The 21,463-nt window shown below is 37.8% G+C and carries 21 protein-coding genes (1 of these 21 cut by a window edge); 10 read left to right on the forward strand and 11 right to left on the reverse strand.

The annotated features are described in order from the left end of the window. Position 1: 1 nt before the first annotated feature. The 8 genes from I597_RS00175 to xrtF all read right to left on the reverse strand — a co-directional run bounded on the left by I597_RS00175 (position 2) and on the right by xrtF (position 5,165). Positions 2 to 631 (reverse strand): heavy-metal-associated domain-containing protein, encoded by a 630-nt coding sequence (locus I597_RS00175; protein WP_035325417.1) that lies wholly within the window; start codon positions 629 to 631, stop codon positions 2 to 4. 12 nt (positions 632 to 643) lie between these two features. After that, a complete protein-coding gene (locus I597_RS00180) occupies positions 644 to 1,411 on the reverse strand; it encodes a hypothetical protein (RefSeq protein ID WP_035325420.1) in 768 nt (255 codons plus the stop codon). A 140-nt stretch (positions 1,412 to 1,551) separates the two neighbouring features. Then, positions 1,552 to 1,968, reverse strand: a complete 417-nt coding sequence (locus I597_RS00185; protein ID WP_035325421.1) for an HYC_CC_PP family protein — start codon at positions 1,966 to 1,968, stop codon at positions 1,552 to 1,554. Between the two features lie 69 nt (positions 1,969 to 2,037). Beyond that, positions 2,038 to 3,069 carry a transporter gene (locus tag I597_RS00190; protein WP_035325422.1) on the reverse strand — a complete coding sequence of 344 codons (1,032 nt, stop codon included), beginning with the start codon at positions 3,067 to 3,069 and terminating at the stop codon, positions 2,038 to 2,040. Positions 3,070 to 3,169: 100 nt separating this feature from the next. After that, a complete protein-coding gene (locus I597_RS00195; RefSeq protein WP_052111787.1) occupies positions 3,170 to 3,550 on the reverse strand; it encodes a hypothetical protein in 381 nt (126 codons plus the stop codon). 42 nt (positions 3,551 to 3,592) lie between these two features. Next, entirely contained in the window at positions 3,593 to 4,156 is a 564-nt protein-coding gene (locus I597_RS00200; protein WP_052111789.1) for a DUF3347 domain-containing protein, read from the reverse strand. A 36-nt stretch (positions 4,157 to 4,192) separates the two neighbouring features. Next, positions 4,193 to 4,624 (reverse strand): exosortase F system-associated membrane protein, encoded by a 432-nt coding sequence (locus tag I597_RS00205; protein WP_035325424.1) that lies wholly within the window; start codon positions 4,622 to 4,624, stop codon positions 4,193 to 4,195. Further along, complete coding sequence (gene xrtF, locus I597_RS00210; RefSeq protein ID WP_035325425.1) at positions 4,617 to 5,165, reverse strand: exosortase family protein XrtF; 549 nt, start codon at positions 5,163 to 5,165, stop codon at positions 4,617 to 4,619. Before xrtF ends, I597_RS00205 begins: the two co-directional genes overlap by 8 nt. Positions 5,166 to 5,197: 32 nt before the next feature. On the opposite strand from xrtF, the gene I597_RS00215 reads away from it, so the two are divergent. After that, complete coding sequence (locus I597_RS00215; protein ID WP_035325427.1) at positions 5,198 to 5,653, forward strand: GAF domain-containing protein; 456 nt, start codon at positions 5,198 to 5,200, stop codon at positions 5,651 to 5,653. 76 nt (positions 5,654 to 5,729) lie between these two features. Here I597_RS00215 and I597_RS00220 read toward each other — a convergent pair whose 3' ends face one another. Then, complete coding sequence (locus I597_RS00220; RefSeq protein ID WP_035325428.1) at positions 5,730 to 6,992, reverse strand: ABC transporter permease; 1,263 nt, start codon at positions 6,990 to 6,992, stop codon at positions 5,730 to 5,732. Positions 6,993 to 7,162: 170 nt separating this feature from the next. Here I597_RS00220 and purH point away from each other — a divergent pair, with 170 nt between their 5' ends. From purH to rodA, 6 genes are all read left to right on the forward strand, one after another. Further along, positions 7,163 to 8,695, forward strand: coding sequence for a bifunctional phosphoribosylaminoimidazolecarboxamide formyltransferase/IMP cyclohydrolase (gene purH / locus I597_RS00225; RefSeq protein WP_035325429.1), 1,533 nt, complete (start codon positions 7,163 to 7,165; stop codon positions 8,693 to 8,695). A 109-nt stretch (positions 8,696 to 8,804) separates the two neighbouring features. Continuing rightward, on the forward strand, positions 8,805 to 9,833 hold the full coding sequence (locus I597_RS00230; protein WP_021778220.1) for a rod shape-determining protein: 1,029 nt from the start codon (positions 8,805 to 8,807) through the stop codon (positions 9,831 to 9,833). 14 nt (positions 9,834 to 9,847) lie between these two features. Then, positions 9,848 to 10,693, forward strand: a complete 846-nt coding sequence (gene mreC / locus I597_RS00235) for a rod shape-determining protein MreC (protein WP_035325431.1) — start codon at positions 9,848 to 9,850, stop codon at positions 10,691 to 10,693. Next, the gene (locus I597_RS00240) at positions 10,683 to 11,189 is read left to right on the forward strand and encodes a hypothetical protein (protein ID WP_035325432.1); all 507 of its coding nucleotides are present in this window, start codon (positions 10,683 to 10,685) and stop codon (positions 11,187 to 11,189) included. The genes mreC and I597_RS00240 overlap by 11 nt, the downstream gene beginning before the upstream one ends. Next, positions 11,186 to 13,054 carry a penicillin-binding protein 2 gene (mrdA, locus tag I597_RS00245; RefSeq protein ID WP_035325433.1) on the forward strand — a complete coding sequence of 623 codons (1,869 nt, stop codon included), beginning with the start codon at positions 11,186 to 11,188 and terminating at the stop codon, positions 13,052 to 13,054. The genes I597_RS00240 and mrdA overlap by 4 nt, the downstream gene beginning before the upstream one ends. After that, positions 13,054 to 14,313, forward strand: coding sequence for a rod shape-determining protein RodA (gene rodA, locus I597_RS00250; protein ID WP_035325434.1), 1,260 nt, complete (start codon positions 13,054 to 13,056; stop codon positions 14,311 to 14,313). The genes mrdA and rodA overlap by 1 nt, the downstream gene beginning before the upstream one ends. Before the next feature lie 84 nt (positions 14,314 to 14,397). Here rodA and I597_RS00255 read toward each other — a convergent pair whose 3' ends face one another. After that, complete coding sequence (locus I597_RS00255) at positions 14,398 to 14,655, reverse strand: hypothetical protein (RefSeq protein WP_035325436.1); 258 nt, start codon at positions 14,653 to 14,655, stop codon at positions 14,398 to 14,400. 138 nt (positions 14,656 to 14,793) lie between these two features. On the opposite strand from I597_RS00255, the gene I597_RS00260 reads away from it, so the two are divergent. After that, positions 14,794 to 15,624, forward strand: coding sequence for a DMT family transporter (locus I597_RS00260; protein WP_262485502.1), 831 nt, complete (start codon positions 14,794 to 14,796; stop codon positions 15,622 to 15,624). Between the two features lie 78 nt (positions 15,625 to 15,702). On the opposite strand, the gene I597_RS00265 is transcribed toward I597_RS00260, so the two are convergent. Beyond that, entirely contained in the window at positions 15,703 to 18,564 is a 2,862-nt protein-coding gene (locus I597_RS00265; protein WP_035325438.1) for a M16 family metallopeptidase, read from the reverse strand. 169 nt (positions 18,565 to 18,733) lie between these two features. Here I597_RS00265 and dinB point away from each other — a divergent pair, with 169 nt between their 5' ends. Then, positions 18,734 to 19,954 carry a DNA polymerase IV gene (gene dinB, locus I597_RS00270; RefSeq protein ID WP_035325439.1) on the forward strand — a complete coding sequence of 407 codons (1,221 nt, stop codon included), beginning with the start codon at positions 18,734 to 18,736 and terminating at the stop codon, positions 19,952 to 19,954. A gap of 19 nt (positions 19,955 to 19,973) precedes the next feature. Continuing rightward, positions 19,974 to 21,463, forward strand: partial view of a DNA polymerase III subunit alpha gene (locus I597_RS00275; RefSeq protein ID WP_035325440.1) — the 5' portion only. The gene runs 1,537 nt beyond the window's last position; only the first 1,490 of its 3,027 coding nucleotides appear in the window; its start codon is at positions 19,974 to 19,976; its stop codon lies off the right edge, out of view.

Below are 21,463 nucleotides of genomic sequence, written 5' to 3' on the forward strand. Positions count from 1 at the left end.
ATTATTGATCTAAACGTTCATATTTACAACATCCAGGTAGGTTTGCATAAGCCTCATCTGTAGCTTTATGAGCTTTTGTATCGTGGCCTATTCTTGCAATTTCAGACTGTATGCCGTCTAGTGTGACCTGGCTCTTGTCATAAGTAACCTTCATCATTTGTTGATCCTGTTTCCAGGCGGCAGCCGTTACGCCAGGTATATTACCCGCAGCATTTATAATACGTGCCTCGCACATACCACACTTGCCAGCCACAAGCACTTGCTGGGTCACTACTACACTCTCTGCAGAGAGCTCTGTTGTATTTGCCTCGTTTGCCTCTACAGTACCATCTGCTCTTGTGATTTTTGAAGTGATAGGTGTATAACCCGCCTTTTCTACTTGTTTTACAACAGCCTGCATTGTAAGATTCTTTTCTGAAGGATATTGAAAAGAGAAGTCTCCTGTCTCAATATCTATTACCACCTTTTTAATGCCTTTAAACTCTTTAAATTTTTTCTCTAATCCGTAGGCACAAAATGGACAACCTAGACCGTCTACTTGCACTTCAAATGTATCCATTGTTTTTTGCGCTTTCGCGAAAGCGGAAACCATCACAACCGCTACGAGTAGTATTATTGCTTTTATTTTCATCTGTAATTATTTTTAAAATGTATATCTAGTGCCTAAAAAGACACTGTAATTTAATGCTCTATTTTCTGGAATATCTTTTATGAGTGGTAACTGAACTGCTAGGTCAAAAGTGACCGTTTTAAGCGCATACTGTATACCTTGTGCATACAGTAATTGATACCAGTCTCGATCTGTGAGCCAAGAGCTTGTGTACTCAAAATAGAGATTGAGTTGCTTGTTTGGGTATTGTGGTTTGAGTAATGGTAGCCCTACGCCAAATTTTGCTCTAAACTCATCTTGATTACCATCTGGAGCCCAGTTATAGCCTATCTCTGTTGATATTCCATATTTTAAGGTTTCCAGTCCAGAAACTATGCCATAATAACCTTGATACTCACCAGTACTAAGCTCTAGTAAATCTAGCTCTTTCCCGGTAGGTAAGGTTTGAATAGTTTTGGCAACCATACGCCAGGTTCTACCCGTACCATCTTTTCTAAAAAACTGGTACTTACCCTGTACTTTTATATCTGCCAGCGTGCTCCCAGAACCTGCATCATCTAGATCATAATTTAAATATGGTAAATGAAGTGCTATTAATGAGTTAGACGTAGGTAAGTAATGTAACATTACAGGTACATATACTGCGGTGCCTCTGTCATTATTTCTTATCTCTGCAAGAGTCTTAGTAGTGAAGCTATTACCACCTAACATTATAGGCTTATCTGCTGTTATAGGTGGACCTTGAGCAAGAACTTTTACAAGCACTAAACTCAATAATGTAGTGAAAATTATTTTTTTCATTAGTATTTGATTTTCCTCTAAAATACTGAGGTTAAATTAATTAAATAAACGCTTTATTCAATTTAAAACGCATTAAATAATTGCGTATCAAGATATTGATACGCAAAAGACCATCCGCCAGTGCGGAGACTTTTAATAAATCAAATTAGGTATTGCTCAAAGAGCTCTTGGTAATCTTGCGTTATAAGTGGTGGCAAGTACCTGTCTGTTATTACTACTTTTTTTACAACTGTATCAAATAGTAATAAGTAAGTGTGCGTGTAAGCCTCAATAAATTCAAGATTCTCTAGCGAGAAATCTTCAAAGTGATGTTTGAGCTCATCTTGTGCGTCAAGTACAGTTTCTTGATCTGAACAGCATTCCATTTTTTTAGAATGGTCATCCCCATATTTGTGAGTAAGTGCTTCTTGCATCTCACAAGCTTGTGCCTCTCCAAAAATGCTTACATCTACAAGATGCTCACCACAATAATGCTTTGATATCGTAAAAGACATCGTAGACCCTAGCACTAATACCGCTAGAAGGACAGACATTATATTATGGAAAATTGCTTTCATATCTTATTACAAAGATACAAAAAAGCCCCTCGTGCATCACAAGGAGCTCTTAAAACTATATTAAATCTACTAGAAAGCATACTGCAAGCCGGCAGTTATTGTCTCCTTGCGCTTAAGTTGTACACCATTTACATCTTGTAAAAGTGGTGTTGCAAACTCAAACCCAAAACGCACATTTTTGAGCGTTCCTTTATTTGCATAAAGGTTAAAGCCTAGACCTCCATCTATATAAGTACCACCAGAGTTTCTAGTATCTGCAGTGATTACCATAAGCGAATTTAAATCTGGATTTGCACCATCTATTTCTGAGACGACAGTTCCTTTTACTCTTGCAGAAAAACTAATCCAATCTGTTGCTTTGTAAGCCACCCAGTTATTAAGCGCATAACTATTACCCAAACGGTAGTCACGATCATTAGTACCCGTGCGCACAACAGCATCTAGCTGGTTACCTCCAGAAAAAGAGTCTGACTGCCAGATATATGTTGCTCCTAGTAGTGCGTCTAGCGTACCACTACCTAACTGCATAGGGTAAGGCAATATAACTTCATTACCCATAGAGGCTGGTGTTACATCTATCTCATCTATACTCCCTGTAGGTAGTGATACCCCAACCTTTGCGTGCAATTGCTGTCTATTTTTATTAAAAAGTGTCACTAAGCCAGAAATTTTAAGGTCTGTGATACCACTAGAAGAAGTCTCAAAATTTCCTCCCATTGCAGTGAGGTGCTGCATATCCATAGATGTAGATCCTAGCATTGCAGCTAGCGTTACTTTATCTGATAAGGCATACATTGCCCCTAGCATATGCATATCCATAGGCATATCTGTAGGAGTTACCATATACTCCCCTCCATTAGGAAGTAACACGCTTTCAAAACTCACATCATCACTCCCTCGTTTGAGGTCATTCATTTGCATATTCATATATCTGTAAGAAACCATAAACTCACTTTTTTTATGAGTGTGATCCCCCATTACAGAGATAGGTGCGTGACCGTCTGGACGATTACTAGACCAAGGGTTTTGAGTTTGAGTTTCTTGTGCGTTTAACACTGTAGCAATTGCTATTGCTAGCAAAGCCATTATATATTTTTTCATTTATTATGTGTAAATTATTGTATAGTAAAATGAGCATATCCCCCTATAGGGAATGCTTAAAATTTTGAACAGTACATATACGTACCATCCTCGGTAATCACTATACAAACACTTGCGGAGGCCAATCTATATCAGATTGATATGAGGCTACTTTACCTTCTATTAAGGGGTAAGAATTTTTGATATAATCGCTTATTAAAGATGTGATAGTAAATACTTGCTCAGACTGAAAATATAAGGGATAAAAAGCTTCTACTATGCGTACACCTAGATTATCGTTACTAGAATCCTGACTATCTAACGATAGTTGCTTAGACAAATAACATTTACCATTACATTGTAGCTTGGGTTTATCCTTATTCACACAATACGTCTCTACTATATAATCTATATTAAGCTCATAGTAGAGTACGTTGCCTACGTTCATAACTGGACGTAGTGCAAAAATAGAAAAGAGTATAAGTGCGTAAATTGCTTTCAACAGGTAGGTCTGTTATTGATAAGAAATTTATTAAATAAGTTCTTATCGTATCTCCTTATCTACTACGCCGCACTTAAGCATTTTATCACCGTAGTAAGGATTGCGTATTTCTTTAGAATCTGATAACCAGTAAGCACCTTTACCTTCAAAAGCCATAGGGCAATATTGCTTTATGAGTGATCCAGTTGCAAGTTGACCAGAAAGGTATACCTCAACGCTTTTTGACACATCCTCAAAAACTTCACGTTGCCTATCTACATTAGTAGATGTAGCGATTTGATCTAGATAAGATTTTAAAGCAGAAAGAGTATCTGCACTAGGTACTACAGTAAGCATCTGGCTAAAATCCTTTGCGACAGATGCTGCATCTTCTGCATCTGTGTTTACAAAGGCTCCCTTAAGGTTTAAATAAGCGCGATGTACTTGTGTAGCCTCTTCTGTTTTAAAAGTCACCTCAACAAACTCTTCTGTCACATTAAGATCTCCAGTAGAGGTTATTACTGCCGTATCACTATGTTGCGACGGTGCTGTTTTTACTTCTGCCTCTTGATGTTGCTTACAAGAAAATAACGCGATTGCGATGGCTACAAAAAATACATTTTTCATTTGCTAGGGTTTTAACCCTGCAAAAATACAACGTACTCACTTATTTACCTTGCGGTAATAAAAAAATGCCGGCAATAATAAGAAAACAAGTAATGGCTGGATTAAAAAACGGCGCACATAAAAAAGCCCCATATACTCAGAGGGTGTATGGTGATGTAACAAAATATAGTAAACGATACTGAGCACAATAAAAACAACTGCATAAAATACGACCGTAAACTTAATAATACCCCTATCTCTAAAGACAGCCCAGAGCAAGCCCAGCGACAACAGCATATTTAACGAGTATCTAAAAAATATATGCATCATTAACTTGCCTTTTGCAAAAGTAGGCAGTGGCGTGTTTTGATAATCTCCGTGAAAATAATCTATGAGAGGATCGTAGAAGAGTACGCTTTCGCGAAAGCGTATAAAAAGCAACCCAAACAGGCATAGCACAGCTAGCAACATATAGAATACCTTATGCATCTTTTACAGGTTTTTTATAAGAGTTTATCCAGCCTAGCCACAGCAAGAATACGGTACCATAAATAACCGCCGGAAAGATAGTGCCGTGTAGTACATCTGCATATGCTGGGTATTCATAAATACCTATTGTAAGTAAGGCGATGCGCAAGACATTCATACCATAGAGAAGTACGACTCCTCCAAAAATGAAAAGTAGTGTTCTTTTTACATCTCCAAAAAATGCAAGCATAAAAGACACAAAAAGCAGCATCACACTTACGGCATTACAACCTTCTAATACGCGAGCGAGGGTTTTACCGTTCATAGTGAGATTCATAGCGGGCTCCCAAGTACTAGGTTCTACCTTCATATCATACCCAAAAGCAGTAATTAATGCCTGACTTTGTTTTGCAACGTTATGTGTAATATAATCGGGAAAATAGCGACTACTAGCTCCATAGGTTAAAAATAGTTGGTAAAGCGACACGAAAACCAAATAACTTCCTATAAATATGGCTAAAAATCGGAGGACGGGCTTATATTTGCGGACTAATTTGAGCAAGGGATGTTTTTAACGTCTAAAATACAAGAAAAATGGCTTTTGAAGATTTAAAAATACAAGTAAGCAGCATTGCCTCAAATAATGAAGGCAGTGCAAAGGATAAAATGACAGCAATTTGTGAGCTGTTACAAGAACATATAGACTACTATGACTGGGTAGGTTTTTATATGGCAAATCACGAGGCACGCACATTGCACCTTGAAGCTTTTGCTGGAGAGCCTACAGACCATACAGTTATCCCTTTCGGGAAAGGAATTTGCGGTCAAGTAGCAGAGTCTAATGAAAACTTTGTAGTTCCAGATGTGAAGGCGCAAGATAATTACATAGCCTGCTCCATCACTGTTAAGAGTGAGATAGTAATCCCACTTTTTAAAGATGGAAAAAATATAGGCCAGATAGATATAGATTCAAATAAAGTAGATCCTTTTACTAAGGCAGATGAAGATTTTCTAGAGTTTGTAAACGAGAAAGTTGCTGCTCTTCTATAAGACCGCTATAACTTTAAAACAATAAACCCCTTACTAATCTAATTAGTAAGAGGTTTATTATTTTATATACATAATACTACATCCCTGTTCTAATAGCCTCTACAGGATCTAATTTTGAAGCTCCTATAGCGGGTACAATACCGGCTATAATCCCAATAACAAAAGTCGTAAACAGACCTAAGAAGATATTATCAAAAGACAGCACAAACTCAAAATCACCGGCTATTTTTGAAACATCTAGCAACCAGACGACTACTTGTACCATTATTAAACCTATTAGCCCTCCAAAAATAGAAAGTAAGATAGACTCAAAAAGAAATTGAAATAATATAAATCTACGCTTTGCTCCTAGTGCTTTTTGTATACCTATAAGGTTGGTACGTTCTTTCACACTCACAAACATAATATTTGCGATACCAAAACCTCCTACTAGAAGTGAAAAACCACCTATACCCCACCCTACTAATGTAAGTATGCTTATTATACCATCTATAGCATCTGCAAAGCCGCTCAACCTATTAATAAAAAAATTGCTATCATCTCCAGATTTTATAGAGCGACCTTGCCTCATTTTTTGTTCGGTAAGTGCATAGAGTTCATCTGGATCACCTCCCTCCTCTGGGATAATTGTTATGGTAGGAAATGTAGATCTGTTATTATCTCCATATATTCGACGTATGATATTTACTGGCACTACTAATTTTTCGTCTTTAGAATCTCCAAAGGCATTTATGCCCTCTTTCTTAAGTACCCCTATAATCGTAAACTTTCTACTTAATGTTTTTACTTGCTTACCTACTGGGTTTACTCCTACACCAAAAAGATTATCTCTCAATATAGATCCTATCACGGCAACAGGCGCACCATTAACAGACTCCCGCTCATTAAAAAAACGACCATCCTCAAACTCTAACCTCTCAATATCATATAATCCTTCTGTAGCATTATCTATTCTAACACTTTCTATAACCGTGCCTTCGTAGCTTACTTTTTGAGCAGCCACGTTCATCGAGTAGTTTATTGCACCTAGACCGGGAAGGTTACGTTGTAAGTTTTGGTAATCATCATAAGTTACAAGTGGAAAGCGCTCCCTTTTCCAGCGTGGCACCTCACTAGGACCAAAAGAAATATGACAAATTATCATTGAGTTAGAATCTAGGGAAGATAGGCTTCCCTTTATATCTTTCTCAAGTGAATCTACAGCGGCAAGTACCCCTATAATAGAAAAGATTCCTACCGTTACACCCATTAGTGAAAGAAAGGTACGGGTCTTATTATTGCGCAAGGCATTTACAGCAAATCTAAAACTCTCCCCTAAGGCTCGAAAATATATAAGCATTGATTGATTTTATCTAAAGATACGAGTAAGACGTCACTCGAGATAAATTGTTACAAAGTAGTTCCATTTTGTTAATAGAAAGCGTTAACAAAAAGTGTTGAAATTGCTATTTTTGACACTTCAAAATCCCATATGCAAGGGAGGACACAAAATCTATCAATAATCTCACAATGAGCACAACAAAAAAAATAGGCGCAGCCCTTATTTCAGTATTTCACAAAGACGGCCTTGCCCCTATCGTTCAGAAACTTCACGAGTACGGAGTAACCCTTTATTCTACAGGAGGGACTGAAAAATTTATTAAAGATTTAGGTATCCCTGTGGTACCGGTAGAAGATGTGACTTCTTACCCATCTATACTAGGTGGTCGTGTTAAAACATTACACCCTAAAGTTTTTGGAGGGATTCTTAACCGTCAGGATCACGATGGTGATGTAAAAGAGATGGCAGAGTATGAAATCCCACAACTTGACCTAGTTATTGTTGATTTATACCCTTTTGAAAAAACAGTTGCATCTGGAGCACCAGAGCAAGACATTATAGAAAAAATAGATATAGGTGGTATCTCACTTATACGCGCCGCTGCAAAAAACTTTAAAGACACACTTTGTGTATCTTCTATGGAAGACTATGCAGAGGTACTAGACATTATTACAAACGGTAATGGTAGCACAACAATGGTAGAGAGAAAACGCTTTGCTGCCAAAAGCTTTGCTGTATCATCTCATTATGACACTGCTATCTTTAATTACTTTAATGCAGATCACGAGATACCAGCACTTAAACTAAGTGCAAATAATGGTAAGACCTTACGTTACGGAGAAAACCCACACCAAAAGGGATTCTTCTTTGGAGATTTTGACGAAGTTTTTGACAAGCTACACGGTAAAGAGCTTTCATATAACAACCTTCTTGATGTAGATGCAGCCGTAAATCTTATTTCAGAATTTCAGGGAGAGGCACCTACCTTTGCCGTACTAAAACATAATAACGCTTGTGGCTTTGCACAACGTGACACTATGCACCAAGCTTATGTAGATGCACTTGCTGGTGACCCTACATCTGCTTTTGGAGGTGTACTTATTGCAAACGGTGAGATAGATGAGCCTACCGCTCAAGAGATTCATAAATTATTTTGTGAAGTCGTAATTGCACCATCATTTACACCAGAAGCTTTAGAAATTCTTAAAGGAAAGAAAAACCGCATCCTTCTTACTTTAAAAAACATTGCACTACCAGAGATGATGGTACGCACTTGTCTTAACGGGACACTTTTACAAGATCGTGACCATAAAACAGACACCGCTGTAGATCTTACTAATGCTACAAACACGCAGCCTACAGAAAAGGAACTAGAAGACTTACTGTTTGCATCAAAAATTTGTAAACACACTAAGTCTAACACTATCGTACTTGCAAAAAATAAACAACTTTGCGCAAGTGGTACTGGGCAAACATCACGTGTAGATGCATTAAGACAAGCTATTGAAAAAGCAACATCCTTTGGCTTTGACCTTCAGGGATCTGTGATGGCTAGCGATGCATTTTTTCCTTTCCCAGATTGTGTAGAAATCGCAGATAAAGCAGGGATTACTGCCGTGATACAACCAGGTGGATCAATAAAAGATCAACTTACCGTAGACTATTGTAACGAAAACAACGTATCTATGGTAATGACGGGAACACGTCACTTTAAACATTAATAATAAAAAGGGTTAGTATTACGCTTTCGCGAAAGCGTGATGTTAACCCTAATATTTGTACTTTTAAGCAGCACGCTTAAAAACTAACGCATAACGCTTTGATTACCCTATGGGATTTTTTGATTTTTTAACTGAGAATATTGCAATTGACCTTGGTACTGCCAACACGTTGATTATACACAATGATAAAGTAGTAGTAGATAGTCCATCTATAGTTGCTCGAGACCGCACGACAAAAAAGATTATTGCCGTAGGTAAAGAAGCTGCTCAAATGCAAGGTAAAACTCACGAAAATATCAAAACCATACGCCCTCTTAAGGATGGAGTAATTGCAGATTTTGATGCCAGTGAGCAGATGATTGCAATGTTTATCAAAGAAATACCAGCACTTAAAAAGAAATTATTTCCACCTGCATTGCGTATGGTAATCTGTATACCTTCTGGAATTACAGAGGTAGAGATGAGAGCAGTAAAGGAAAGTGCAGAGCGTGTAAACGGTAAAGAAGTATATCTTATACACGAGCCTATGGCAGCCGCTATAGGTATAGGTGTAGATATTATGCAACCTAAAGGTAATATGATTGTAGATATAGGTGGGGGTACGACAGAGATTGCCGTAATTGCACTAGGAGGTATTGTATGTGATAAATCTGTAAAAATTGCAGGTGATGTATTTACAAACGATATTATCTACTATATGCGCACCCAGCACAACCTTTATGTAGGAGAGCGCAGTGCCGAAAAAATAAAAATACAAATAGGTGCCGCTACCGAAGATCTTGAAGTACCGCCAGAAGAGATGAGTGTACAGGGTCGTGACTTACTAACTGGTAAGCCTAAGCAGGTACAAATAAGCTTTAGAGAGATTGCAAAGGCATTAGATAAATCTATACTCCGTATAGAAGATGCTGTAATGGAAACATTATCACAAACACCTCCAGAACTCGCTGCAGATATTTATAATACGGGTATTTACCTAGCAGGTGGTGGATCTATGCTACGTGGTCTTGACAAGCGTCTTTCTCAAAAAACAGACCTTCCAGTTTATATTGCAGAAGATCCACTTAGAGCTGTGGTAAGAGGTACAGGTATATGCTTGAAAAATCTAGCTAAGTATAAGAGCGTTCTCATAAAATAGAAATCTCTTAAGATATGCAACAGATTATCAATTTTTTGATCAGGAATAAAAACTTCCTGCTGTTTGCTTTTTTACTAATGCTGTCTCTTGTATTTACCATACAGTCACACTCGTATCATCGTAGTAAGTTTGTAAACTCTGCAAACTGGTTTACGGGAGGAATATATGGCTCTGTAAGTAGTGTGCAAGATTATTTTAATCTCAAAACCTACAACCAGCAGTTATTAGAAGAAAATGCACGTTTAAGAACTATAGTGAGCGCCACAAAAACTGGCAATGAATCTATAGACCCCCTTACAGCAGCAAATTCTCCTATCCCAGCAGATAGCACAGTGCAATATGCTTACAACCCGGCTAAAGTTATAAATAACAACTACGCAAAGACTGACAACTTTATCACCTTAAAAGGAGGGGGTTCTAGTAATATCAAAAAAGACCAAGGTGTGATTACGAGCCAAGGTATTGTAGGTATAATAGATAATACATCATCAAGTTATAGTACAGTGCTGTCTATACTTAATTCCAACTTTACTACGCAAGTAAAATTAAAAGGCTCTGAACATTTTGGGACACTACAATGGGATGGTAAAAGCCCTAATGTCGTTCAAGTAATAGATATGCAACAGCAGGCACCTGTTACAAAAGGAGATACGATTGAGACGAGTGGGAAATCGGCAATTTTCCCGAAAGGGATACCTGTAGGTGTGGTACAAGATTACACGCTAGATAGTAGTAAAAACTTTTACACACTATCTGTAAAGCTTATGAATGATATGACCAGCCTAGGTCACGTTTATGTTATAGAAAACAAGGCAAGGGTAGAGATTGAACAATTAGAAAACGAGAACTATGAAGAATAATGTTCTCAAAAATATCGTGCGCTTTGTAGCGCTTATGTTTGTGCAAATCTACTTGTTTAATCACATAAACTTTTTGGGCTACATTAATCCGTATCCATATGTGTTGTTCCTTTTAGTATTCCCGTTTACTGCAAATAGGTCTCTATACATATTTATAGCATTTTTAACGGGTCTCACTATGGATATGTTTGGAAACAGTGGTGGTATACACGCTGCGGCTTGTTTATTTCTTGCATATTTAAGACCTCTCACATTACGATTTGCTTTTGGGGTGAGTTATGAATATAATGCCATTAAGCTATCTAAAGTGAGTTTATACGGCCGTTTTGTCTATATATCCATATTGGTTTTTACGCATCATCTTGTTTTATTTTTACTTGAAGTTTTTAACATAAGTAACATACTCTACACCCTAAACAAAACGTTAGTCACTAGTATCTTTACAATCATACTTTGTATTGTATTTAATATCCTTTTCAGCCGACGTATTGAATGAGAAAAGCCTTATTACTTTTTATTGTATTAACGACTGGTATTCTATTTGTATCCAGACTCTTTTACCTGCAAGTTTATGATACTTCTGCAGCCGTATTATCTGAGAGTAATGCTATAAAGAAGCAGTATGAAATCCCACAACGAGGTCGTATTTATGACCGTAATGGCGAGTTATTGGTATCTAACCAGCCTTCTTACGATCTTATGGCGATACCACGTGAGGTAAAACCTTTTGACACCTTACAGCTTTGTAAGCTGCTTAATATCACAAAAGAAAAGCTTGTAAAGCAATTAGACAAAGCCCGTAAATATTCTCCTAGACATCCCTCTGTAATTGTACCTACAATGTCTCAAGGTGAATTTGCTTACTTAGGTGAGCAAATGCGTAAGTATGAAGGGTTCTTTATACAAAAGAGATCGCTTAGAGATTATCAAGTAGATTATGGTGCAAACTTTTTAGGCTATATACAAGAAGTGCATCAAGGTATTATAGATGAAAATCCTTATTACACGGGAGGTGACCTTATAGGTAGGCAAGGAGTTGAGGAGCAGTATGAAGATATTTTACGGGGAGAAAAAGGTATTAAATATCTACAGAAAGACCGTTTTAATCGAGTAATAGGGCCGTATAAGGATGGATCACTTGACAAAGAGCCTGTAGAGGGAAAAAACATACACCTTACTATAGATGCAGAGTTACAAAAGTATGGTCAAAAACTTATGAAGGGTAAGCGAGGTGGTATAGTCGCTATTGAGCCTTCTACAGGGGAAATACTGGCACTTATCACTGCGCCAAATTATGACCCTGCTCTTATGGTGGGGCGTGAGCGTTCTAAAAATTACTCTCTTTTAAAAAGTGACTCTATTGCAAAACCACTTTATGATAGAGCTTTGCAAGGAGAATATGCACCAGGATCTCCTTTTAAAGCGCTCACTGGGCTTATAGCTCTTCAAGAAGACGCTATGGATATAGACGAAAAGGTATACTGCCACGGCGGTATGCGTTATGGTAGAAACAGAAACTTTGGATGTCACCATCACCGCAGCCCTGTGAGTATGGTAGATGGCATTGCATACTCGTGCAATGCATATTTTGGTACCGCATATCTCAATACCATAAATAAATATGACACCCCACAAGAAGGTATAACAGTCTGGGAAAAGCACCTCAAAAGTTTTGGGCTAGGTAACTATATGGGTTATGACTTACCCATAGGTAAACGTGGACTCATACCTACTGCAAAAATGTATAACAGAACATACAACTACCCAAAAAGAAGGTGGGGTGCTGCAGCTACGCTATCTAACTCTATTGGTCAAGGTGAGGTACTTATGACACCTGTACAAATGGCTCACTTTACAGCTACTATAGCAAATAGAGGCTGGTATTACAAACCTCATATTCTCAAAAAAATTGAAGGTACAGATACTATCCCACAAGACTTTACTACAAAAAAATACACTACTATTGACCCACAGCATTATGAGCCTATTATACAAGGTCTTAATGATGTGTACAATTACGGAACGGCAGCTAGCCTTAAAGTACCAGGAATAGAAATTTCTGGTAAAACAGGAACGGCAGAAAATTATACTCGTATAGATGGTAAACGAGTCCAACTTACAGACCACTCTACGTTTGTAGCATTTGCTCCTAGAGAAAACCCAAAAATAGCCATCGCCATTTTTGTAGAAAATGGATACTGGGGCTTTAGATACGGAGGGCGTATCGCATCACTTATGATTGAAAAATACATTAATAAAGAAGTGACTCGCAAAGACCTAGAAAACTGGATACTCACCCACTCTCTAGAAGAAGAATATGCAAAACCACTAAGTGGCGAACCGTTTAGAATTAATTATTAATGAGTAAATTTTCCCGTAACGTAGGCAGTTTTGACTGGGTGCTCATTGTGCTTTATCTTGCTCTAATCAGTATAGGCTGGGTAAACATCTACTCGGCGTCTTATGATCCTACGGTAGAAAGCTTTTTTAGTTTAGAAAATCTATACAGTAAGCAACTACTATGGATTCTACTAGGATTCCTTATCATCTCATTTATACTCTTTTTAGAATCTAAATTTTTTGAACGATTCTCAAGTGTTATTTATATCGCCTCCCTGCTCTCATTATTACTTCTATTTGTTTTTGGAAAAACTATTTCTGGGGCTACCAGTTGGTACAACCTTGGTTTTATGAGTTTACAACCCAGTGAGTTTGCAAAAGCCGCAACCGCACTTGCGCTTGCAAAATACCTAAGTGATATACAAACTAATATAAAGACCGTACGTGATCAAGTAAGAGCACTAGCAATTATAGCGCTTCCTGCTTTGATAATTATCCCGCAACCAGACCCTGGTAGTGCACTTGTATATGCAGCGTTTATATTCCCTTTATATAGAGAAGGACTTGCTGCCAGTTACCTCATTCTAGGAGCGTCATCTATCACCTTATTTGTCCTGACCTTATTAATTGGACCTTTATACGTAGCTCTTGCCGTATTACTTATTGCTGCTTTTCTATTTTATAAAAACAGAAAACGAAGACCATCAAAACGTCTTTATCTGGGTATTACCCTTGTGGCTTGCCTCTTTGCCTTTTCTGTAAACTACATTTTTGAAAACATTTTTGAACAACGACATAGAGATCGTTTTAACATCGTACTGGGTAAAGAAGTAGATGCAAAAAGTATAGGATATAACACACAACAAAGCGAGATTGCTATAGGAAACGGAGGCTGGTTTGGCCGTGGCTTTTTAGAAGGCACGCAGACTAAAGGAAAATTTGTTCCAGAGCAACACACAGACTACATATTTTCTACCGTAGGTGAAGAGTGGGGCTTCTTAGGAAGCACACTAGTTATCGGGCTTTTTATCCTACTTATCTTAAGAATAATTCAACTTTCAGAAAAGCAAAAAAATGACTTCTCTCGTATTTATGGTTATAGTGTAGCCGGTATCTTGTTTATACACTTTGTTGTAAACATAGGTATGGTAGTAGGGCTGCTTCCTACTGTGGGTATACCGCTTCCCTTTTTTAGTTATGGAGGTTCTGGTCTTTGGGGCTTTACAGTACTGCTCTTTATCTTTGTAAAACTAGATGGAAATCGAGTAAATGAGTGGTAGGTTATTCCGCTTTCGCGAAAGCGTAACTTTTATATCTAAAAAAAGCGAGCATTACTGCTCGCTTTTTTTAGATGCTAGATGAGACTAGTTATTGTCATCATCTCCATTATAATCATCTGTTCCTTCTATCTCTTCTTCTATTTCTTGTCCAGCATTTTCGATAGCATCTTCCGTTTCTTCGGCTGCGTTTTCTATTGCGTCACCAGCTTCTTCAAGACCATTTTCAATGTCTTCTCCGACTGCATCTGCAGAGTTTTCTACTTTATCTTGAGTTGTTTCTCTACAAGATATTGTTGAGAATGTAAAACCTATTAATGCTAGTACTATAACTACTTTTTTCATAATAATAATTGTTTATTGGTTAGAGTGTAAAATTACGAGTTAAGTATCTCGCGCTGTGTTAATGAGTAGTTACAATAAACTTATATAATTCACAATTTTAAACTTAATATCAGATACCTTTGCGCCAAAATTTAAGACTTGCTAAGAGGAGTAATTTATATGCTTATTGCCGCATTCGCTTTTTCGTGGATGAATTTACTGGCAAAATATCTTGAAGATTTTCATCCTTTGCAGGTTGTCTTTTTTAGATGTGTAGGGACATTTATTTTCATATTTCCATATATGATTATCAAGAAGGTACCTATACTAGGAAGTAATAAACTCTGGCTAAGTGCAAGAGGTTTTTTAAGCTTTGCTTCGCTTGCCTTATACTTTGTGGTCATACAACGCATACCGCTAGGATCTGCCGTGGCACTGCGCTATACAGCACCTATTTTTAGCGCCATATTTGCATTACTATTTCTTAAAGAGAAAGTTAAAACCTGGCAATGGGCAGCGCTTACACTCTCTGTGGTAGGTGCATTTATCCTTAAAGGGGTTGACTTTAGAATAGATACACTAAGTTTTGTTCTGGTTATCATTTCTTCTATTCTAGTAGGTGGTGTGTTTACTATAGTGCGCTATCTAGGCTCTCGCGAGCACTACCTTACTATTATTAATTACTTTATGGTCTTTTCTATAGTAGGGAGTTTATTTTTTATACAACACTGGCGTATGCCCGTGGGTGTAGAGTGGTGGTATGTGTGTGGCATAGGTGTTTTTGGACTTTTTGGACAAATCTTTCTCACTCGCTCTTTCCAACTGGCAGACACGGCAACTGTGGCTCCTATAAAATATATGGAGCTTGTGTATGCTTTAATCTTTGGCTACTTCCTTTTTGGAGAGACGTATGCTGGTCTTCCGGTGTTTGGTATGACTTTACTGGTACTTGGAATGCTCTGGAATGTGTGGATAAAAAGAAAGGGGTAGTAGTACGCTTTCGCGAAAGCGTAAAAAAAAGCGAACCCTAATTAAAGAATCCGCTTTGTTTTTAAAATATATAGTTTCTTAATCCTTTACCGTTTGTTTTTTCTCATTAAGTAATATAGGTGTGCCGTACCCTAGTTGCTCGAGTTTATCCATTTGTGTTTTCTTATCTCCTACTACGAGATAAATCATTTTATCTGGATTAAGGTACTGCGCAGATAGTTTTTTAATTTCGGCTACTGTCATATTTTCAACTATAGTCTGGCGCTCTTTTACATAATCTGGAGAGATGCCTAGGTTTGCTATATCATCTAGCATATTAAGTTTTGCTCCTATAGTTTCAAAAGCACGCGCCTGGCTTTTAAGCAAGAAACTTTTTGATACATCTAGATCATCTTCTGTAAAATTCTTTCCGTAGTTTTTTAAAATATCCTTTACGAGCGCTGTAGACTCATAGGTTACATTAGATCGTACACCACTTGAGATTGAGAAAGCACCTGGCAATGTAGAACCAGAAAAACGAGATCTAATACCATAAGTATAACCTTTCCCTTCTCTAAGCTCTTGAGTGAGCTGTGAGGCAAAGCCTCCACCACCTAGACGGTAGTTCATCATTTGAGCTGGATAAAAATTTGGGTCTGTCTCTGCCATTGCTGGATAGCCAAATCTCAATACAGATTGCTTTGCATCTGGCACATCATAAAAATATACATTAGACTGCTCTGGAGCTTGAGGTACCACTGGTGTAGGTATGATCACCTCTCTGGCCTCCCAATTATCATTAAGCCCAGCAAGAGCGTTTGTAGCTTTACCCTCATCTATAGCTCCTACAACTTGTAGCTTTGTCACAGTAGGCGAAATATTATTAGTATAGAATGTTTTAAGGTCTTCTAGTGTTATAGACTTTACAGAAGCTGGTGTACCTAGCGTGTTTTGTGCAAGTAGGCTATTTTTACCATAGATTAATTTATCAAACTCTATAGCAGCTATACTATTTGGGTTTGCCTGCTGTTGCTCAAGACGGCTAAGGGTGCTTTGCTTTAAAAGCTCAAACTCTGTCTCATCCCATCTAGGCTCAAGTAAAATCTCTTGTACAAGTGCTATGGTTTTATCATAATTTTTGGCAAGTGTGGTACCTCCTATGTATACATTTTCTTTATCTGTATAGGTATAAATACTTGCACCTAGACTTTCTATTTCATTTTCTAGCTGTGCGGTTGTTTTTGTTGCAGTACCTTTCATAAGTAAATCTGCAAGTAAGTTTGAAACTCCTACTTTTTTAATATCCTCAAGTAGTAAACCACCGCGTATATTTATTTGAAATTGTACTAGCGGCACCTCGCTATTTTCTATACCATACACTTTAAGTCCAGAAGAGAGCGTTTCTTCCCACACAGTAGGAGCGTTTATTTGTGGCGTGTCACCATATGGCGGCTCCTTAGATCTATCAAAAGACGACGGTGTACGCTCATACTCTGCTGCTATACTGGCGTCAAAGGACTCCTCTGCGCCCTCTACTATTTTTTCTTCTACCACTTGTGCAAGTTGAGAATCTTCTAATATGAGGTCTGTTTGCCCCTTAGGAACAAAACTAGTGGATATATAATTTTTGCCTTTTATGTAGGTTTCATAAACGCGTTGTACATCTTCTTTTGTGACTGCGAGTATACGCTTTACATCTTCTGCAATATAACCAGGGTCACCTGCAAAAATCTCATATTGCGCTAGCTGAAATCCTTTACCTAGCACACTAGAAAGACCATTGTAAAACTGAGTTTCTTGACCAGCTTTAATACGATCAAGGTCTTTTTGTGAGATACCCTCTAGTTCAAATTTTGTAAAAGCTTCATTAACTCCCACAAGTACATCATCTAGATCTTTACCTGGGTATGCGTTTATACTTAACGAAAACTCACCAGCAAGCTCAGACCCATAATTATACATTTGTACACCAGCCGTAAGCTGCTTGTTATCTATAAGAATTTTATTAAAAGGAGCATTCTTACCTTCTGCTAGATATGCAGACAGTACATCTAGTGCATAAGAGTCCTTATCATAGTTAGGCACCGTAGGCCAGGTCATTGTAAGCTGTGGGAGGCGAGCAAAATTATCTTCATAATATAATCGTTTTGTTGTTTCAACCTGTACAGGTTGCTTCTCCATAGTTGGGATTTCTTCACCTCTAGGGATTTCTCCAAAATACTTTTCTACCCACTCCTTAGTCTGAGCGATATCAAAATCTCCCGCTATAGTAAGTGTCGTATTATTAGGAGTATACCAGCGATTATAAAAATCTTTTACATCTTGTAACGTAGCATTTTGCAAGTCTTCTAGTGAGCCTATTACTTGCCAGTTATATGGGTGACCCTCTGGGTATAAATTTTTACCTACCACATAGCGAGCGTGACCATAAGGCCTGTTATCTACAGACTGCCTTTTTTCATTTTTTACTACTTGTTTTTCTTTTGCCAGTACTGGATCTGTCACCGTATTTATGAAGAAGCCAAGCTTATCTGCCTCTGCCCAAATCATTTTTTCTAAAGCATCTTTTGGTACTGTCTGAAAGTAGTTTGTACGATCACGACTTGTAGATCCATTTGCACCAGAACCACCTATGCGAGCACTCATAGCATCTAGCCCACCTTTACCTAAGTTTTCAGATTCTAAAAACAACAGGTGTTCAAATAAATGAGCAAATCCCGTACGCCCTTCTATCTCTCTGGCAGAACCTACGTGTGCCGTAAGTGCAACTGCCACCACAGGGTCTGAGGTGTCTTGATGAAGTATAACAGTAAGACCATTATCTAAAGTAAACTTCTCAAAAGGAACTTCAAATTGTGAGTTTTCCGCTTTCGCGAAAGCGGTATCACTCCCACCCTCTTCCTTACAAGAAAGGGCACTTATTACTAAAAAACTTAGAGCTAAAAGACGCGTGATTTTCATCAAAAAATAGATTAAAATTTAAGCATTCAAGATAGCTAAAAATTAAAGACAAGTGTAAACAGATAGTGTTAAGAGAAAAGTCAAAAATCTAATGCTGTTGATAACTTAAAAATAGCTCTCAATACTAAAATTAGGAATATTTCCATAATTTTGGATAAATTCTAATTTTATGCAACGCACAATAATACATTTTGACCTAGACACTTTTTTTGTGTCTTGTGAGCGCAGGCTAGATAGTAGACTTATGGGAAAGCCTGTAATAGTAGGCGGCACAGGTGATCGTGGTGTGGTAAGTGCTGCAAGCTACGAGGCGCGCTCTTATGGTGTACACAGCGCGATGCCTATAAAAGCTGCAAAGCAATTATGCCCTAACGGTATTTATATAAGAGGTAATGGCGGTACCTATTCAAAAATGTCTAAGGAGGTAACAGAAATTTTACAAGAAGAGCTTCCCGTGCTAGAAAAAGCAAGTGTAGATGAGTTTTATGGAGATCTTACGGGTATGGATAGATTTCATAATGCTTATAAATACTCAAAAGAGTTGAGACAGCGTGTGATGAGAGAAACAGGCTTGCCCATATCTTTTGGAATGTCTCCTAATAAAACGGTCTCAAAAGTCGCAACGGGTGAGGCAAAACCTAATAATGAGATTAAGGTAGACCCTGGTTATGAAAAAACTTTTCTCGCTCCCTTATCTATAAAAAAAATTCCCTCTGTAGGGCAAAAAACCTTTATTCAATTTTGTAATCTAGGAGTACGCACGGTAGACCTTGTACAACAAATGCCGGTAGAGATGATGACTGCCGTTTTCGGTAAAAACGGACGTATTATATGGGAGCGATGTAACGGTATAGATAATAGCCCTATAATAGCATATCACGAGCGTAAGTCTATATCTAGCGAGCGCACCTACGGGCAAGACACTACAGATATAACAAAGCTACATACCACCATAAGTGCAATGGCAGAGAATCTTGCTTTCCAACTTAGACGTGGCAATAAGTTAACCTCTGTGGTGACTGTAAAAGTGAGGTACTCAGATTTTCAAACTTACTCAAAACAAATACGCATTCCCTACACCGCTGCAGATCATATTTTAATCCCAAAAGCTATGGAGCTTTTTAAAAACCTCTATAACAGACGGATGCTTATACGTCTTGTAGGTGTACGATTTTCTGGACTTACAGAGGGTCATTATCAAATAGACCTTTTTGAAAACACAAATAAAACGGTTAATCTTTACAAAGCTATGGATGCCCTGAGAGATAAATATGGAGACCACACTGTAAGACGTGCAAATACTATAGGAGATGGCTCCAGAACTATAGGTAATCAAGGCAACCCCTTTAATGGGCAACCACCTATTCTTCTCGCTCACAGACACCAGTAATTTTTAATCCCCATTTAAAATGTATCTTAATAATCACTCATTCTACAGCCTTCGTTATGGCACTATCTCAGAAGTAGAGCTTGTAGATCTTGCTGCAAAACAAGGTTTGGCTTGCTTTGCCCTCACAGATATTAATAACACCTCTGGATGTCTAAGCTTTATAAAAAACGCACAAGAAAAAGGAATTAAACCTATAGTGGGAGTAGATTTTAGAAATGGTAACCACCAGTGTTATATCACCCTAGCAAAAAACAATAATGGCTTTTTAGAAATTAATAACTTTCTATCTCACCACCTTCATCACAAAACTAGCTTTCCATACCATAGCCCCATTTTCAAAGACGTAATCACTATATATCCATTTGAAAACGTTCTAGAACTAGAAAAAACAACTTTTAGTGATAATGAGTATATAGGTATTACCCACAAAAACCTTAATAAACTACGTTTCTCGCCACTTAGCAAGCTTACTCATAAACTTGTAATGTTACATACGGTAAGCTTTCGCGATAAGCAAGATTTTAACACGCACAGACTACTACGTGCTATAGATAAGAATATGCTTTTGAGTATGCTGCCTAAAAAAGAGGAAGGGCATCCAGAGCATACGTTTATAGAAGCTAAGGATTTACGACTACAATTTTCTCAATACCCTCACCTACTATCTAATGCAGAGCATATACTTAAAAGTTGCAGCATATATTTTAATTTTAAAAAAGGAAAACCCTCTCAAAATTTAACCACGCTTTTAGGTAGTGAAGAGAGAGATTATAAAAAGCTCGTGGCGCTTTGTAAAAAAGGATTACCAGAGCGATATAAGGATAATATTACATATGCAGTAAAACGGAGACTAGTAAAAGAACTTTCCCTTATAAGGCAGCAAAAGTATGTAGCCTTCTTTCTCATAAACTGGAAAATTATTGAGTATGCTCGTAGTAAGGATTACTTTTATGTAGGTCGTGGTAGTGGTGCAAATAGTATTGTTGCTTACCTATTGCGCATAACAGATGTAGACCCCATTGAGCTAGATTTATATTTTGAGCGATTTATGAATCTCTATCGCGCTACGCCACCAGATTTTGACATAGACTTTTCTACCTGGGATCGTGAGGATGTGACGAGATATATTTTTGAAGAATTTGGCTCAAAAGCACAAGTAGCACTACTAGGCGCTTACGTTACCTTTAAGCATAGTGGAGCTGTAAGGGAGCTGGGTAAAGTCTTTGGTTTGCCTAAATTTGAGATAGATAAATTAAGTAAAGGACGTTATAACAGTAGTCAGCTAGACAACATAAAAAAAACTATTATAAAGTACGCTCAAATACTGCACGGCAAACCTAATTACACAAGTATTCACGCAGCAGGAATTTTAATATCACAGCATCCCACGCATTACTTCTCTGCAACAAACCTTCCTCCTAAAGGTTTTCCCACCGTACAATTTGATATGCACATTGCAGAAGATGTGGGTCTATACAAATTTGATATTCTGGGTCAACGTGGCCTCGG

Origin of the sequence: Dokdonia donghaensis DSW-1 (assembly GCF_001653755.1) — a bacterium.
Taxonomy (GTDB): domain Bacteria; phylum Bacteroidota; class Bacteroidia; order Flavobacteriales; family Flavobacteriaceae; genus Dokdonia; species Dokdonia donghaensis.